The 16,176-nt window shown below is 61.5% G+C and carries 13 protein-coding genes; all 13 read right to left on the bottom strand.

Features of this window, described 5'->3' with window-relative positions:
- Positions 1-77: 77 nt before the first annotated feature.
- A complete protein-coding gene (locus HHL09_RS24610) occupies positions 78-1,679 on the bottom strand; it encodes an arylsulfatase (protein WP_169457312.1) in 1,602 nt (533 codons plus the stop codon).
- A 45-nt stretch (positions 1,680-1,724) separates the two neighbouring features.
- The gene (locus HHL09_RS24605; protein WP_169457311.1) at positions 1,725-2,738 is read right to left on the bottom strand and encodes a DUF1214 domain-containing protein; all 1,014 of its coding nucleotides are present in this window, start codon (positions 2,736-2,738) and stop codon (positions 1,725-1,727) included.
- A 14-nt stretch (positions 2,739-2,752) separates the two neighbouring features.
- Positions 2,753-4,150, bottom strand: coding sequence for a DUF1254 domain-containing protein (locus tag HHL09_RS24600; RefSeq protein ID WP_169457310.1), 1,398 nt, complete (start codon positions 4,148-4,150; stop codon positions 2,753-2,755).
- A 21-nt stretch (positions 4,151-4,171) separates the two neighbouring features.
- Positions 4,172-5,569: a DUF1254 domain-containing protein gene (locus HHL09_RS24595; protein WP_169457309.1), complete on the bottom strand. Its 1,398-nt coding sequence runs from the start codon at positions 5,567-5,569 to the stop codon at positions 4,172-4,174.
- Positions 5,570-5,624: 55 nt separating this feature from the next.
- On the bottom strand, positions 5,625-6,188 hold the full coding sequence (locus tag HHL09_RS24590; RefSeq protein WP_169457308.1) for an HdeD family acid-resistance protein: 564 nt from the start codon (positions 6,186-6,188) through the stop codon (positions 5,625-5,627).
- Positions 6,189-6,195: 7 nt separating this feature from the next.
- Positions 6,196-7,167 (bottom strand): HAD family hydrolase, encoded by a 972-nt coding sequence (locus HHL09_RS24585; protein WP_169457307.1) that lies wholly within the window; start codon positions 7,165-7,167, stop codon positions 6,196-6,198.
- Between the two features lie 67 nt (positions 7,168-7,234).
- Positions 7,235-8,791, bottom strand: a complete 1,557-nt coding sequence (locus tag HHL09_RS24580; RefSeq protein ID WP_169457306.1) for an arylsulfatase — start codon at positions 8,789-8,791, stop codon at positions 7,235-7,237.
- A 97-nt stretch (positions 8,792-8,888) separates the two neighbouring features.
- Positions 8,889-9,677, bottom strand: a complete 789-nt coding sequence (locus tag HHL09_RS24575; protein WP_169457305.1) for a bestrophin-like domain — start codon at positions 9,675-9,677, stop codon at positions 8,889-8,891.
- Positions 9,678-9,725: 48 nt separating this feature from the next.
- Complete coding sequence (locus HHL09_RS24570; protein WP_169457304.1) at positions 9,726-10,142, bottom strand: hypothetical protein; 417 nt, start codon at positions 10,140-10,142, stop codon at positions 9,726-9,728.
- Positions 10,143-10,183: 41 nt separating this feature from the next.
- The gene (locus tag HHL09_RS24565; protein ID WP_169457303.1) at positions 10,184-11,782 is read right to left on the bottom strand and encodes an arylsulfatase; all 1,599 of its coding nucleotides are present in this window, start codon (positions 11,780-11,782) and stop codon (positions 10,184-10,186) included.
- Between the two features lie 29 nt (positions 11,783-11,811).
- Positions 11,812-14,157 (bottom strand): arylsulfatase, encoded by a 2,346-nt coding sequence (locus HHL09_RS24560; RefSeq protein ID WP_169457302.1) that lies wholly within the window; start codon positions 14,155-14,157, stop codon positions 11,812-11,814.
- Positions 14,158-14,174: 17 nt separating this feature from the next.
- Entirely contained in the window at positions 14,175-14,951 is a 777-nt protein-coding gene (locus tag HHL09_RS24555; RefSeq protein ID WP_169457301.1) for a transporter family protein, read from the bottom strand.
- Positions 14,952-14,958: 7 nt separating this feature from the next.
- A complete protein-coding gene (locus HHL09_RS24550) occupies positions 14,959-16,062 on the bottom strand; it encodes a formylglycine-generating enzyme family protein (RefSeq protein ID WP_169457300.1) in 1,104 nt (367 codons plus the stop codon).
- Positions 16,063-16,176: the final 114 nt, after the last annotated feature.

The raw sequence follows: 16,176 nt of genomic DNA, 5'->3' as shown, positions 1-16,176 counted from the left end.
CTTGGACTCGTCGGGGGCCGACCGGAAGTGAGGCAGGAAGGCCAGCCCCTGGCCTCCCTGCCTGCGGTGCCGGGAAACTATCTCGGTTTCATCGACTCGAGCTTCTTGAGGCGCTCGAAGGCGGCTTCCTTCTGTAGCATGCCGTAATTGATCCCGCCGGCATTGAGCGTGGATCCGGTCTGGTAGGGATACTGGTCGAAGTCCTCGAAGAACTTCTTGATCTCCGCCTGGACAGGCACGATCAGCCACATGTTCCGCGCGAGGAAATCCACCGCGCCGCCGCCCTCATCCATGCCGCGCTCATAGGGATCCATGCGCAGGTTCGCGATGAGAGCCCATGCCGGTGTTTCGCGCACGCCGGTGGCGATGTTTCCGCGGGCCAAGGCAAAGGTAAGCTTCCAATCGTTCCAGCGGAGCGCGTTGAGATTCCCACCCTGGTCGAAGTAGAAGATCTGCTCGCGCGGGCCCTTCGGCTCCTTGCCCTGGAAGTAGGGCATGAAGTTGTAGCCATCGAGCTTCACCTTGAACTCCTTGCCATGGAAGGTAGTGCCCTTGGCGAGCTGCTCCTTCACATTCGGATTCCCGGCCGCGGCGAGCAACGTGGGAAACCAGTCGAGATTCGAGATGATGTCATTGTAGACGGTGCCGGGCTTCACCACCCCGGGCCAGCGTACCATCATGGGAATGCGGAAGCCGCCTTCCCAGGTGGTGCCTTTCTCGCCATGGAACATGGTCATCGCGCCATCCGGCCAGAGGGCGAGCTCCGCGCCGTTGTCCGTGGAGTAAACGACGATCGTGTTGTCGGCGATCTTCAGTTCATCGAGCAGGTCGAGCAACTGGCCGACATGGCCATCGTGCTCGACCATGCCATCGGCATGCATGCCCTTGCCGGTCTTGCCGAGCGATTCCTTCTTGAGGTGGGTGAAGACGTGCATTCGGGTGCTGTTGAACCAGCAGAAAAAGGGCTTCTCGCCCTTCGCATGGCGCTGAATGAAGTCCTTCGCGCCGCCGAGGAACTCCTCGTCTACGGTAGGCATGCGGCTGGTGCTGAGCGGGCCGGTGTCCTCGACCTTGCCATCGGCGGTGGCCTTGATGACGCCGCGCGGACCGAACTTCTTTTTGAACTCCGGGTCCTTCGGGTAAAAGTAGCCCTCCGGTTCCTCCTCGGCATTGAGGTGGTAGAGATTACCGAAGAACTCATCGAAGCCGTGCTTGGTCGGCAGATGCTGGTCCTGATCGCCGAGGTGGTTCTTGCCGAACTGGCCGGTAACGTAGCCTTCCTGCTTCAGCGCATCCGCGATGGTCGGCATCCACTCGGTGATGCCGTGCGGATCACCGGGCATGCCGATGGTGAGCAGGCCGGTGCGGAAGGGCTCCTGACCGATGATGAAGCTGGCGCGGCCCGCGGTGCAGCTTTGCTGGCCGTAGGAGTCGGTGAAAAGCGCGCCTTCCTTCGCGATGCGATCGATATTCGGAGTGCGGTAACCCATCAGGCCCTGGGTGTAAGCGCTGATCTGCGGGATGCCGATATCGTCTCCCCAGATGATGAGGATGTTCGGCTTCTTTTCCTGCGCCGATGCGACCGCCGTGAAGGCGAGCGCGACGACGGACAGGATCCTGCTACTAAGACGGAGGCCCCCGCAGGGCGATCCGCCTGATGTCACTGGTGTTCGTTTCATGGCGTATTTGGTCTTTCGTGGTCAAAATTTCGGGAACGCTTCTCGTCATTCGACCGGTTGCGGTTCGGGGAACTTCCAGGTGCCATCGAGGATCTCCTCGTGCGGTCGATAGAGGCGAACGGTGTAGTTCCAGCCGGGGGTGATGGGGATGTGGTTCGAGGCTCCGTCCGGCTCGCCGCCGAAGAGGACCTTCACCGAGCCATCCTCCGCTTTCTTTGCGGTGATGTCGTTGATCGAGTAAGCGTTCTCGGCGTTCTTCTCGAAGTAGCCATCCTTGTTGTAGACGCTAATCGACCAGAAGGCGTCGACGGGAACTTCCTTCACGACGAGGGTGTAGGCGGTCTTGCCGTCGTTTTTCGCGGGAGTGAAATTGAGGTAGGTGGCGTCCTTGTCCGGATTCCCGCCCCAGCCTGCGGCGGTGCCTAGCAAGTGGGAGATGGGATCCACCTCGCCTTTCTTGCCGAAGGCCTTGGTGAAGCCGCTCCGGGTCGCAGCAAGGACGAGCAGGGCTTCCCTTACCTTCTTGCGGCTGGCGGAATCCCAATCAGGGACCTCGAAGCTGCCGGGATCCTTCTGGCTGGTCTTGATCGCGTCTTGGAGGGCGTGGACTTGCTTGATGTCCTCCGGATCCGCGGGGTCGACAAGGGTACGGAGTGCGACAACGGCGTAGCGAGTGCCCGCGAGTTCTCGATCGATGACGATGTCCCCCGCTTCGTAGCTCACCAGCGGCGCGTAGTGATCCTGGTTGATCACTTGGACGGAGCGGAAGCGCTTGCCCGCATCCGGCAGGGTGATGGTGACGGGTCCGGCATCCAAGTCGAAGACGGCGGATGAATAAAGGGTATCGCGGTTCAGGCGGATGACAGTTTGCTTGTCGATATTCGCGGGCTCACGGCGATGGACGAACTTGCCGATGCCGCCGCTGTCCTTGATGAGGCCGCCCATGTAGCTATCCGACTCGGCGCGGATGAAGTTATCGACGGTGACGGGAACGGGATCGGGATCGGCAGGGGCCTGCGCGATGAGGGCGAGGCTGAGGATGGCGTGTTTCAGGATCATGATGAGTGTGCTTGTTAGTTCTCGACTTTGACCGCATCCGGGAGCTTCCACTTCTTCTCGAAGAAGGCGGGATCCGGGCCGTAGATGCGGAACATCAGCTCGAAACCGCGCTGCGGATCGGTAGGCACCCAGTTCGATTCCTTGCCTTCCGGGGCTTGCGGGCCGAAGTAGAGATCCGTGGAGCCGTCGCTGTTCTTCTGCAGCTCCTTCACATTCGAGGCCCGGCTGGCGCGGGGCATGCCCTTGATGAGCGCATGCGTCTCCGCGTCGTAGGCGGTGACGGACCAGTACTGCTTGGCCGGTGCATCCGCGGGGACGGTGAGCTTGTAGGTCTCCTTGCCGTCAAAGGCGCCGCCCTTGCCGTCCTTGATCGTGAGGACATAGAACTGTGCGGGCCCTAGGTGCTTCGGGCTGAAGTAAGCGATGGAATACATCACCGCGCGGCCATCGATGGCATAGACATCGGGATCCTCGAACATGGTGTTCATCCCCTTGATCGTGTCCTGAGGCACGGGCACCGCCCAGTGCGTGCCTGGATAGAAGGCATCGGCGAAGTTCGACTCGTAGCTCGCGGTGATCTCCGCATGCGCATCCTTGATCGCCTCGCCTAGGATCTTCTTCATCGCTCCATCGGGGTGAAAGGGTTTCCCTTTCTCAATGCCGATCGACTTCAGCATCGGGATCATCAGCCTGTCCCGCTCCTGCCACGGCTCAATCTGGACCATGCGGTCGAGGCCTTCGAAGAAGCGGAGGTCATAGGGAATCGTAGAGTCGAAGTCCTTGCCATGGACATCCACGAAGACCGTGGAATCCGGCGAGGCACCCAGCGGGTAGAATTTGATCTTCTTCCCATGGGCGACCGCGGCGGCGATGTCCTCCGGGCTGCGGCTCTTGAAGTTCGAACGCAGGATGACGAAGCCGAGATAGGTGTCCGAAGGCAGGACGATGTAACCCTTCGGCGGCTTCTCCTTGTGGCCCGGCGGCGTGATCAGGTACTTGCCCCCCTTCCCCTTGTCGGCCCCGGCGGGACCCACGTCGATCAGCGCATTCTGCCAGGAGATGTCCACGCTGCCGACGATGACGCCATCATCACCCGCGGGCGGGATCTCCAGCACCACCGGACCCTTCCGCGTGTCGTAGAAGGGATTCAGGTAAATGGTATCCGGATTCGGCGTGAGCGTCTGGTTCTTCGAGTTGACCGGCTGGGACCAGTAGATGACCTGGTTTGGCGCGCCGCCATTCTCGATCGCGGCCTGGAGCATGCGGTCGTAGTTCACGAGCGGGATGCCCCAGATGACGGCCTCGGTGGCGCGGCGCGCGGGAGCTCCGTTGTTCACAATGTCCCCGCCCTGGGCATTTGCCCCGGCGGCGAAGGACAGGGTGGCCAGAAGGAGCGATGTGAGGGTTTTCATGGTTCCTTGTTTCGTTGGGATTCATTTCGCCTTCCGCAGCGCCGGCGGATTCCAGCGGCCATCGAGCGCCTGGGGCCTCGGATTGTAGAGCCGCAGTGTCAGGCCGAGCGCGCCGCTCTGGGGTGCGGGCAGCCAGTTCGACTCCTTGTCGGCACCGGGGCTTTCGTGCTGGATGAGGAGATCGAGCGAGCCGTCGGCGTTGAACTTGAGCGCATCGCGGTCGCCGATGGCGAAGCGGTTGAGGGGATTCGCGATTTGAAAGCCCTCGGCGTCATACATGGTGAGCGACCAGAAGGCACCGGCCGGCGGCAGCTCGCTTTTCTCAAAGTGGAGGACGTAGTTGTTCTCCGCCGTGACCGCCTTGCCCTCGGCATCGGTGACATTGAGCGGATAGATGGCGTCGTCCGGCTGGTTGGCCCCGAGGCCGGCCATCGCGACGATGGCGCGCTTGAGGTAGAAGTTCCCGTAGACACCCATGGTGTCGGTATTCATCTGCCAGCCGTTGGTGACACGGGCGAGAGTGGGGAGCTTCTCCACCATCAGCTTGAGGCCCTCTGTCGCGCCCTTCTGGAAAACGGCGGCCCCGGCCTTGCTTTCATCGAGGTCCTTTCCAGGCTCGATGCCGATGCGCTTCATGCGCGCAAGGATGGACCAATCGGTGAGGTGCGGCGGGTTTTCCTTCATCAGGGCGGCGCCGTATTTGAAGTATTCCAGCGCGGGCATCTCGTTCACCTGCTTGAGAGGTTCGGTCTTGGTGTCGACGGAGGGATCGATCTTCTGCTCCACAGGGCGCGGCGGCTTTCCCCAATCGGCGAGTTGAGTGATCTTGTATCCATCCTGAACCTTGTGGACCGCCTCGTAGTCCTTCGGTCCATTCGTCTGGGTGCGCCCGATGATCCAGACCCACTGCGTCGGGGAATCGATGCGCTCGAGGCCCTCCGGCAGTTCGCCCCGCCAGCCTGGCGGAACGACGGCATAGTTCGCGGCGCCGGTGCCGCTGGTCCGCTTGCCCGGCACGGCGAAGACATCCGACCACAGATCGAGCATCGGCAGCAGGAAATAGCGGCCACCGGTGTCCGCGGTGGAGACCACCACCGGGCCCGCGGAAAGGTCCAGCCAGGCGCTGGAATAAAGGGTATCGAAGTTCGGTCGGACCACCGCGCGCAGGTCCGCTGTGGGGAATGCGCGGACGTGGGTGAAGGCATTCGGTACGCCGCCGAAGGGGCTGCTCTTTACATCGAGATTGATGAACTGCTTGCGCGTCACATCCATCGTGACGAGCGGATAGAAATAGATGTAGGCCTCCTGCGCGATGGCCTCCGCTTCTTGGGCGGAGAGCGCTGGCGCATCGGCTGCGTGCAGGGAGGAAAGCAGGCTGCCTCCGAAAAGCAGGCCCATTGCGAGAAGTGAAAGTTTCATAAGGAGGAGATGAGATGGGTTGGGTTGTGATATGATATTAGGGGAAATCCGCCGGCTATGCGGGCTGGTGCCGAGGCTTGCCGTGGGACCGGAGGCGGAATGCGAGCACGCAGAGGATGAGCCCGAAGGCGATGGAGTAGGCGGCGATTAGCCAGACCATCCCCACGGCACCGGCACCTGGAAAAAGCATCACCACCGCACCGAAAAGGATCGAGGCGAGCCCGCTGAGAATCAGCATCCACTCTCCCCGGATCTCTCTCCGCAGGGCGACGGCCCCGGCGATCTCGAATATGCCCCGCACGATCGCCACCGCGCCGATGAACATCAGCAAAGCCAGCGCGCCCAGACCCGGCCATAGGAAGAGAGCGATGCCCGCCAGCAGGCCGATCACCCCCACGAGGGCAAGCCACCAGCGCGGGGCGAAGGTCCCGCCGCGGATCGCCGCGATCAGGGAGATCACCCCATCCACCAGCACGTAAGCCCCATATAGTAGCACCAGCACCTGAAGCGTCAGCAGCGGCCAGCCGAAGGCCATCAAGCCGAAGAGGATGGCAAGGATGCCGCGCAGCAGGATCCAACCCCAGTTCCTCGATAGCAGGTGTAGCAAGGTGGTGTTCATGGTCGTGCTATTTCTCAGGATAGATCGTTGCCCAGTCCTTCTTCATGTCGACGAGGACCCAGCCGCGCTTCGGCGCTTCATCCATCGCCTTGTCCAACTTGCCGAAGTGAGAATCGCGGTCGTAGGCATACTCCCGCTCGGCATCGGTGTGATGGACGATGAGACCGAAGCGAGGCCCCTTTCCGCTGGTCGTCCATTCGAGCATCTGGAAATCGCCATCAGAGTTCCCCGCGGCGAAAATGGGCCGCCTGCCGATGTGACTCTGGATGCCGACGGGCTTCCCTTCCTTGTCGTCGATGAGATCGATCTCCGGCAGCTTGGTCAGCACCGGCTTCCCGTCCTTCATCTCGTACTTCAGCTTGCCGCTGCTGCCGACCACCTGCTCCGGCGGGATGCCGTAGACCTTCTCCGTCCACGGGCGCATGAACTCGATGCCGCCGCCGGAGACGATGAAGGTCTTGTAGCCTTTTTCACGGAGATAGCCGAGCAGCTCGACCATCGGTTGGAAGACCATCTCGGTGTAGGGCCTCCCGCTCTTCGGGTGCTTCGCGGTGGCGAGCCATGCGGTGACGATGGTCTCGAACTCGCCGATGGTCATGCCGGTATGCGTCACCGCGAGCAGCTCCATCAGGCCCTTCTGACCGGAGGCGGCGACGCCCTTGGCATCCCCTTTCAAAAGCGAGGCAAAGGGTTCCTTCTCCTTCCACTCCGGATGATCCGGGGCGAGCGCCTTCACCCGATCGATCACGAAGGCGAGCTGGAAATACATCGGCTGCTCGCTCCACAGAGTGCCATCATTGTCGAAGACGGCGATGCGCTCCGGCACGGGCACGAAATCGGAGGAGCCCTCCGTGGCAGTCTTCTCGACAAAGGCAATGATCGACTTCCGGGTCTCCGTGTCGTTCCAGGACGGCAGCGGCTCGGCGGCCCGTGCGACAAGCATGAGCACGGGCAGGATGAATGACGCGATGGCTTTCATGACAGGAAAGGGTTGGAGGCGGGGCAGCCCGGATGGACTGCCCCGCGCAGGGCTGGGCCGGAGATGATTATTTGCCCCCCATGGAGGCCTCGATCTGCTTCTGGACCTTCTCAAGATTGAAGGAGCCGGGCGTCTGGCTGGGCGGGTAATCGACCATGGTTTTCAGGAACTGGCCTGCATACGCCTGCATCGGCACCAGCAGGTAGACACGGTTCAGGAACCAATCGTTGTAGACGTTCGCGCTGTGCTGGGCCTTTTCGAAGGGATCGCGGCGCAGGTTGAAGAGCAGCGGCACGCGGAGCTCGATGAAGGGCTCGCGCCATACCTCGAAGGCCATGCCGCGATTTTCGAGGAAGACCGCCTTCCAAGCATCATAGCGGATGGCGACGATCTGACCGTCGTCATTCACATACATGAACTCGCGGCGCGGCGAGTCCTTGGCCTTGCCGGTGATGTAGTCGAGCTGGTTGTGACCGTCGATGTAGTTGCGATACTTGCGGCCATTCAGCTCCACGCCGGCGGCGAGCTTCTCCTTGATATCCGGAGCACCCGCGATGGCGGCGAAGGTCGGCAGCCAGTCCTCGTGGGCCACGATGCCATTCAGCACCACTCCCGCCGGGATGTGTCCGGGCCAGCGCACATAGCAGGGCACGCGATAGGCGCCTTCCCAGTTAGAATTCTTCTCGCTGCGGAAGGGCACCATGCCGCCATCCGGCCAGGTATTGAAGTGCGGGGCGTTGTCGGTGGAGTAAACAACGAGCGTGTTGTCGGTGAGCTTGTTGTCATCGAGGAACTTCAGCATCTCGCCGACCTGGTTATCGTGCTCGATCATGCCGTCGGTGTACTCGTCATTCCCCTTGTGGCGGTGCTCGGCCCGCACGTGAGTGCGGAAGTGCATGCGCGTGGTGTTGTACCAGACGAAGAAGGGCTTATCCGCCTTGATCTGGCGCTGCATGAAGTCCTTGGCAGCGGCCATGGTCTCATCGTCCACCGTTTCCATCCGCTTCTTCGTCAGCGGGCCGGTGTCCTCGACCTTGCCATCGGCATAGGAATGGATCACGCCGCGGGGACCGAACTTCTGGAGGAAGGTCTTGCCGTCCGCCATGATCATGTCTCCCGGGTAATCCTCCTGCTCCGGCTCCTCCTCGGCATTGAGGTGATAGAGATTGCCCATGAACTCATCGAAGCCGTGCTGCGTCGGCAGGTGCTCGTCGCGGTCGCCCTGGTGGTTCTTGCCGAACTGCCCGGTAGCATAGCCCTGTGACTTCAGCACCGTGGCCATAGTGACATCGGTCTTCTGCCAGCCTTCCTTTGCTCCAGGCATGCCGACCTTGGTCATGCCGGTGCGAACCGGGACATTTCCCCCGATGAAGGCAGCGCGACCGGCGGTGCAGGACTGCTGGCCATAGTAATCGGTAAAGGCGACGCCTTCCTTCGCGATGCGGTCGATATTGGGCGTCTCGTAGCCCATCATGCCTCGGCTCCAGAAGCTCGTATTCCAGGTGCCGATGTCGTCGCCCCAGATGACGAGGATATTGGGTTTCTTGTCCTGGGCGTTGGCGACCGCCGCAGCCACCAGGGTGGCGGCGATCACAAGCCCGCTGTAGTGAGGATTCGTTCTCATGGTATTGTTGGTTCGTGTCCGATCCGGAGGTCCGGTTGGTTTGATGCTTCTTGATTTCCTGTCGGGAGAGGATTGATCGCGGCAACGCATCGCCGCTTCACTTCATCGAGTTGAGAAGATCGACGAAGGGCTGCTGGGAAACCTTGATGAAGCTGGCATTCGGCCGGTCGAGGGAGGCGATCAGCGCGATGACCAGGCTGAAGGAGATGGCGAGGATCGGCTGCACCAGCGAGCGCTTCGACCCGGCGATGCCCATCTGGTAGCCGACCGCGAGCATCCCGAGGAAAGTCAGCGTCGCCAGCGAGAGCCAGATCGCCATCGGGATGCGGGCCTGGAGGGCCACGGCCACGCGCAGGGCGTGGAGATCGATGAGGCCGTTGAGCGAATCGATATAAAGCGCGGCGACGTCCGAGTTCATGTCCTTCCGCGCATTGATCACGGCGAGTTCCCAGAGCCGTTTGTGGACGCCGCCCGCCTTCGCCATTCCCGCGGAATATTCCTCCTGTGACATCTTGCCGCTCCGGATCCGCTCGGTGAAGTCGAGGCGGTCGATCACGTATTGCTTCAGCAGCGTCTTCGACTCGGAGCTGTCCGGCTCCGCCATGAAATCGGTGCGCAGATAGGTGGTACCGACGCTATTCGCCTCCTCGCGCACGAGGCCCTTCCGCGAATCGTAGCGATCCGTGACGATGCCGAAGGTGAAGGCCATCACGAAGGCGACGAGGCCAAGGATGGAGCCCGCGATGGCAGACACGGGCGATTCCTTCTCGTCCTCCGATTTCCGGCGCGAGCGGTGGCCAAGCCGGTAGCCGCCCTCCAGTGAAAAGAGCACGAGGAGAATCGTGATGGCGAGCAAGACCCAGATGGGAATGAAATCGAGATTCATGGGGCTTTCCGAAGGACAAATGGAGCGGATTGATCCGAGGCTACCGGCTCACCATCTCCTGACGGGATAGCCGTATCCGTAGTAGGGGCCGTAGGCACCGTACCAGCCGTAGGCGAAGTCACGGTTCATCTGCGCGGCCTCGTAGTTGTCCCGGGCGATGCGGCGCTCCACGGCGAGCTTCTGGTAGCGCTGGTAGGCCGCTTCATCGCCCACGTAGGCGACGCCCTTCTTCTCGTCCTTGTAGGCATACATCACCTTGCCCTTGTACTCGCCACGCTGGACCTTGTAGGGAGTCAGCTGGTTGTAGAGTTCCTGCTGTTTGGCATTCTCCGGTGTGCGACTGGTGAAGCCCGCGGCGGAGAGCAGAGGTTCGGTGCTGGAGGCGGTCGTGCTGGCGCAGCCGCCCAGGAAGAGGCTGCCCGCCAGCATGGCGAGGGATGCGATCAGGGATGCAAACGTTTTCATGGTATTCGATAGATTGGTTGCTTGGTTCCGGAAAGATGTGCTCAGCCGCCGGGCTTCTTCAGCCCGATGTCCTTGCGAGGGTAGTTCGCGAAGGTGGCACCGTGACGCCCGGCACGCTGGAGGACCTGAGGAAGGCCCCACTCGAAACGGGAGTGGCCTTGGCTGCTCTGCTCCTTCGGGTCCATGTAGAGATTGTAGACCCATGGGGCCATGCCCAGATTGGTCACGATACTCTCGTCCAGATTCCGGTGCGCGGCCTGATTGATGAAGACCTTGAAGTGGACCTTGTATTCCATCCAGCGGACGGCCATCAGGTCATTCTCCGCATAGACGAAGACGGCATCCCGCTTTGACTTGCCATCGTCCGCCAGGAGGAAGGAGCTCTGGTCGATGCCATCGATGTAGCGCTCGGAAGGGATTTTCTCGGTGATCCCGGCGAGTGCGAGCGGGGTATTGAACATGTCGCAGAGATCGAAGAGCCCCTCGCTCACGCGGCCGGGAGCGATCATGCCCGGCCAATAGGCGATCCCGGGAACGCGGACGCCACCTTCCCAAGTGCTGCCCTTTCCACCGCGGAAGGGCTGGTAGCTGGAGTCCGGCATCAGGTCCTCATTGCCACCATTGTCGGAAGTGAAGAAGACAAAGGTATTCTCAAGCTGGCCCGTTTCCTTGAGCGCGGCGATCAGGCGACCCACAATGTCGTCGGTCTCCACCAGCGCATCCCGCTGCGGAAAGCCCGCGGGACTTTTCCCCTCGTAGCCCTTTGCCGGGTAGCTGTCGTTGTGAAGTCTTCCCAGCGAGTGATAGAGATAGAAGGGCTTTTCCTCCTTCGCCATGCGCCGGATGAACTCCTCCGAATAAGCGATGAACTTCTGATCGATCTGGCCGAGCTCTTCACTGCTCGTGAGCTTCTCCGCGATCTCCAGCTTCCCACCTTTCACGCCCTTCGTGATGGCAGGCTCGCTTAGCTCCTGCAGCGCTGCGAGACGCTCCGGGCGTAACACCAGATCCGGATAGAGCCGCTTGTCGAATTGCTGGCTCAGGTCGCTGATGACCGAAAGGATGCCATAGTACTCATCATAGCCGCACTGGTGAGGATAGCTTCCCTCCCCCTCGCCCAGATGCCACTTCCCGGAAAGGCAAGTGCGGTATCCGGCCTCCGACAAGAGCTTGGCGGTGGTGACCTCATCGGCCCAAGGATTCACCTTCGGTTTCTCTCCGCTGAGCGTGGGGCGGGTCAGGCCGCTGCGCGTGGGAATGCGCCCGGTCATCAACGCGGCACGGCTCGGCGTGCAAGTCGGCTGGGAATAGACATTGATGAGCTTCAGGCCCTCTGTGGCCAGCTTGTCGATATTCGGCGTGGGTGCCCCGATGAGCGGTCCGCCGCCGAAGCAGCCCGGATCACCCCAGCCCATGTCATCCACGAGGATGATGAGGACATTCGGCTTCCGCCCGGTCTTCTTCTCCAGCGCCGCGAGTTTCTCCGCAGCGGCCTTCTCCTGCTCCGGACGCGGGAAGGCAGGTTCAAGGTAGGGCTTGTCCTGCGGTGGCATGGAGAAGGCATTGGGAGCCTTCTCCTGGGAGAGCAGGGGCAGGGTTATTGCTCCTGCGAGGAGCAATAAGGTGATTGGGTTCTTCATGTTCACGATGGATTGGAGTTTTCGTTTCGTCACTTCACATCGATCACCACTTTCTCGATCCCGCCCGTGAACTTGAAGGGCGTCTGATAGTCGGGGACGACGGGTTGACCTGTATCCTCGCCGATACCGAAGGTATCGATGCCGAAGCGGCCGGCGACGGTTTGCTCGCACTTGCCGCGGCCGATCTCCTCCCCGTCCAACTTGATCACGAGATCGGCGGCTTTGCCCAATCCCCCACCCGCATAGACGAAGTCAAATTCGAGCGTTGCTTCACCTTCGGGAAGCGTCTTGTTGCCCTTCACCCGGGTCTCCTTTTCAAAGTAGTTGTAGGCAAAGACCGGGACGCCGTCCTTGACGTAGGCCGAGATTCCGGCTGCTACACCGCCAAAGCCGAGGATCACTCCCTGCGTCTTCACGCCTTGGGCATCTATCTTCGCCGTGAGCGTCCAACTACGATTCTTCATTGGCGGTGCCGCATTCTCCGCGAGCCGGACCGCACCGGGATAATAGATGAAGCTCGTCGCCTTAGGGTCGGATCCGGGTGGCGGTGGCTTAGGTTCGAAGAGCCGGGCCGCACCACGGTCGTCCAGAGGATAGACGTCATACTTCTCCGCCGCAGCATCGAACTTCGCCTTCATCTCGGCGAGCTTGTCCGGCATCTTCTCCGCGAGGTTCTCCGCTTCGGAGAAGTCCTCGTTCAAGTTGTAGAGCTCCCACTTGTCCTTGTCCCAATTTCCCGGAGCGAGATCCTGCCGCCACGGCAGCGTGTGCTGGGCATTGGCTTTCCAACCTCCGGAATAAATCGAGCGGTTGCTGAGAATCTCGAAGTACTGCTCGTCTCGCCCCTTGAAGGAAGCGTCTGTGAAGCTGCCAAGGAAAGACTTACCAGCGAGCGGCAACTGCTTGATACCATCGACAACCTCCGGCATCTCCACGTGGGCGACTTCAAGGATGGTCGGCATCACATCGACGAGGTGCAGGAAGCAATCGCGCGGCTTGTCGTCGTGTTTGATCTTCGCAGGCCAGCTCACGACCATCGGATTCCGGCTTCCTCCAAGGTGGGAAGCCACCTGCTTGACCCATTGGAAGGGTGTATTCCCCGCCCATGCCCAGCCTACGGGATAGTGTGGCTCGGTCTCGGGTCCGCCGAGCTTGTCGAGACCGGCCAGGTTTTCCTCAATGGTGCTATTGATGCCATTGAGCGACCTGATCTCGTCCAGCGTGCCATCCGGGCCACCCTCCGAGGAAGCGCCGTTGTCGCCGACGAGGTAAAGGATCAGCGTGTTCTCCGCATCGGGCAATTCCTTCACGGCATCGAGCAAGCGACCGACCTCATGGTCCGCGAAGGAGAAGAAGCCCGCGTAGTTCTCGAACAAGGCACAGTAGAGCTTCTTTTGCTCCGCCGAGAGAGTGTCCCAGGCAGGCACCCACTCCGGTCGTGGCGTGAGCTTCGTGTCGGGCGGGATGACGCCCATCTTCAGTTGGTTCTGGTAGACGACCTCGCGGTACTTCTCCCAGCCCATGTCGAACTTGCCCTTGAACTTGTCCCGCCACTCCTTCGTGACGTGGTGGGGCGCATGCATCGCTCCGGGGGCGAAGTACATGAAGAAGGGCTTTTCAGGCGCGACCGACTTCCCGTAGCGCATCTTCGCGATCGCGCGATCGGTCATGTCGGTCATGAAGTGGTAGCCCTGCTCCGGGGTCTTGTCCGGCTCCGCCGCCGTCGTGTTCTCGAAGACCACGGGGTAGAACTGGTGCGTCTCCCCCGCATTGAAGCCGTAGAAGTAATCGAAGCCCAGGCCGGTGGGCCAGCGGTCGAAGGGGCCGGTGGGCCCGGTTTCCCAATCCGGCGTGTTGTGGTTCTTTCCGAACCACCAGGTCGTGTAGCCATTGTCCTTCAGCACCTCGGCGACGGTGGCCGTGGTCTTCGGGATCATGGTGGTGTAGCTGGGAAAGCCAGTGGCCCACTCCATCAGAAAGCCATTCCCGGCTTGATGATGATTTCGCCCGGTCAACAGTGCAGCGCGCGATGGACCGCAGATCGCGGTGGTGTGAAAGCGGTTGTAGCGCAGGCCCTCGGAAGCGAGCTTGTCGAGATTCGGCGTCGGGATCAGTCCGCCGAACGTCGAGGTCTGGCCGAAGCCGACATCATCGAGCAGGATGATGAGCACATTCGGAGCGTCCTTCGCAGCGGTCGGGATCTTCGGCCACGCGGGCTCGGATTCCTTGTAGGTCTTTCCAATCTTTCCCTCGAAGGGCGGCGGAGGATAAGGGATGCCGGTCGATGGCGCTTCCTGGGCCCGGATTCCGGGAAGGATCGCGATCCCCACGGTGAGGAAGAAAGTCGTCGACCGCCTGGTGAATGTCGATTTCATGGTTACCTCGAATTGCTTCAGCTTTTCGGAAAGAGGAAAGTGACGCCGAAGCGCAGGCCCCATTCGGCCCCGCTGTCCGGACGTTCGAGGTAGTAGCGGATCCCGCCGAAGACCTGCATGGGATGGCCGCCGACTTTCACCATCTGGCTGACCAGGAAGTTCGCCGGGACATTCCACTGCTCGCGCTGCCAGTCGTAGGTGGACTCCAGGTTCAGCGTGAAGGAGGTGGCGTGCGAGTTCGTGTAAGAGAGGAAGGGCTGGATGAAGGTGGCATTCACGGCGGCCCGGTCGTCATCGCCCGCGAAGTCCCAGAGGTGATTCGCCAGCGCGCCGTAGGTCCAGCCGTGCTGCTGCTTGAGGATCACCAGCGTGGGACCCGCGCCCCACTTCTCCAGGCCGAGGCTAGAGTCAGTCGCGGTCGGGATGAGGAAGGCCGGACCGATGCCCCAGATGAAGGGCTCGCTCTTCTTCGGTGAGAAGAAGAAGCTCTGCGTGATGTCTCCGAGGCCGAACTCGTCATCCGCGCCACCGAAGGAGATCCCCTGCTGATCGATGACCGGCAGGATCGTGCGGGAGATCACATTCCAATCGTCATTGAGCGAGATGGGGACCACTGGCTGGATGTTCAGCGTGAACTTGGTCCCCCCTCCCGGCCCGAGGCCGAAGTCGAGATTCCCCTGCAGCGGCACACTAATCAGATCCGACACTGGGTTGCTGAGCTTCTTCGCGAGCTCGGCGTCTTCCGCGCGAAGCGGGAGCATGAGCAGACTGAAGGCGATAGTGAGGTGCTTCATGGCGAGATCAGGGTTTTGTGAGAGCGGTGGCCGGAGCGGGCGCGGACTTCGCGCAGCGGAAGCCGATGTGGCTCATGCCGGTATCCGGCGGCGTACCGCGGCGTGCGCTGGGCCGGTAGCTTTCGCAGTAGGCCGGGTGGCAGAGAAAGGAGCCGCCCTTCGTCACACGCTCCTCCGTCTGGTGGGGATGACCGGGGCTGTAGCTCTTCAAGGGGCCGCTCGGATTGTGGCACACCAACTCCGCCGGGGAGGCGTCATTTCCAGCCTTCACCTTTAGCGCAAGGAGATCCCGTGAGTAGGTATCCGGCCGGTACCAATCGCTGCACCAGTTCCACACATTGCCGCCCATGTCGTAGAGGCCCCATGCATTCGCGGGAAATGATCCGACTGGGGCGGTTCCCTTGAAGCCATCCTCCGCGGTATTCTTGTAGGGGAATTCGCCCGTCCAGGTATTTGCGAGTGCCTTGCCATCACGCATCGGCTCGTCACCCCAGGCATAGCGCTTTCCTTTCAATCCGCCGCGTGCCGCATATTCCCACTCCGCCTCCGTAGGCAGCCGCTTGCCCGCCCACTTCGCATAAGCCGCGGCATCGTACCACGAGACCTGCACGACGGGATGATTCTCGCGCCCCTTGATGTCGCTATCCGGACCTTCCGGATGTTTCCAGTCCGCACCCTGAACCCAGCGCCACCATGCGCTCATCTCGCGCAGATCGACCGGGCCTTCCGTCGGCGTGAAGACCATCGAGCCGGGCTTCAGCATCTCCGGATCCGGCTTCGTGGCATCTGGCGGGAGCGACTTCTTCAACTCCTCCCAATCCACCGGCTTCTCCGCCGTGGTGATGTAACCGGTGTCCGAGACGAACTTTGCAAAATCCGCATTGGTCACCGGTTTCAGATCGATCCAGAAGCCATCCATCTTCACTGGATGCTCCGGCTTCTCATTCGCGCGAGCTTCCGCGCGCGCGCTACCCATCACGAAGTCCCCGGCAGGGATCCACTTCATCCCCGAGGATGACGATTTCCCCTCGGCGGGGACTAGGGCCTCCTGTCCCGACGAACGGACCAAGCAGAGGATTGTGAGGCTGACCACCAATATTCGGTGTTTCATGACAAGTAGAAGAAATAGTTCTGCCCCTCGCGGGGCGGGATGGCATGGAAGACGGGACCGGACGGCCCAGGAGAAGGGGCAGGTCCGGCACCCACCCCGGTTCGTGATGCGCTC

Source organism: Luteolibacter luteus (assembly GCF_012913485.1).
Taxonomy (GTDB): Bacteria; Verrucomicrobiota; Verrucomicrobiia; order Verrucomicrobiales; family Akkermansiaceae; genus Haloferula; species Haloferula lutea.
Note: the sequence above shows the minus strand (reverse complement) of the source record. Positions and strands in the feature narration are given on the sequence as shown.

Bases quoted from the DNA above. Each gene is read 5' to 3' on its own strand.
- HHL09_RS24580 (WP_169457306.1), bottom strand. From the start codon at position 8,791: ATGAGAACGAATCCTCACTACAGCGGGCTTGTGATCGCCGCCACCCTG.
- HHL09_RS24610 (WP_169457312.1), bottom strand. From the start codon at position 1,679: ATGAAACGAACACCAGTGACATCAGGCGGATCGCCCTGCGGGGGCCTC.
- HHL09_RS24555 (WP_169457301.1), bottom strand. From the start codon at position 14,951: ATGAAGCACCTCACTATCGCCTTCAGTCTGCTCATGCTCCCGCTTCGC.
- HHL09_RS24565 (WP_169457303.1), bottom strand. From the start codon at position 11,782: ATGAAGAACCCAATCACCTTATTGCTCCTCGCAGGAGCAATAACCCTG.
- HHL09_RS24550 (WP_169457300.1), bottom strand. From the start codon at position 16,062: ATGAAACACCGAATATTGGTGGTCAGCCTCACAATCCTCTGCTTGGTC.
- HHL09_RS24560 (WP_169457302.1), bottom strand. From the start codon at position 14,157: ATGAAATCGACATTCACCAGGCGGTCGACGACTTTCTTCCTCACCGTG.
- HHL09_RS24585 (WP_169457307.1), bottom strand. From the start codon at position 7,167: ATGAAAGCCATCGCGTCATTCATCCTGCCCGTGCTCATGCTTGTCGCA.
- HHL09_RS24600 (WP_169457310.1), bottom strand. From the start codon at position 4,150: ATGAAAACCCTCACATCGCTCCTTCTGGCCACCCTGTCCTTCGCCGCC.
- HHL09_RS24595 (WP_169457309.1), bottom strand. From the start codon at position 5,569: ATGAAACTTTCACTTCTCGCAATGGGCCTGCTTTTCGGAGGCAGCCTG.
- HHL09_RS24605 (WP_169457311.1), bottom strand. From the start codon at position 2,738: ATGATCCTGAAACACGCCATCCTCAGCCTCGCCCTCATCGCGCAGGCC.
- HHL09_RS24590 (WP_169457308.1), bottom strand. From the start codon at position 6,188: ATGAACACCACCTTGCTACACCTGCTATCGAGGAACTGGGGTTGGATC.
- HHL09_RS24570 (WP_169457304.1), bottom strand. From the start codon at position 10,142: ATGAAAACGTTTGCATCCCTGATCGCATCCCTCGCCATGCTGGCGGGC.
- HHL09_RS24575 (WP_169457305.1), bottom strand. From the start codon at position 9,677: ATGAATCTCGATTTCATTCCCATCTGGGTCTTGCTCGCCATCACGATT.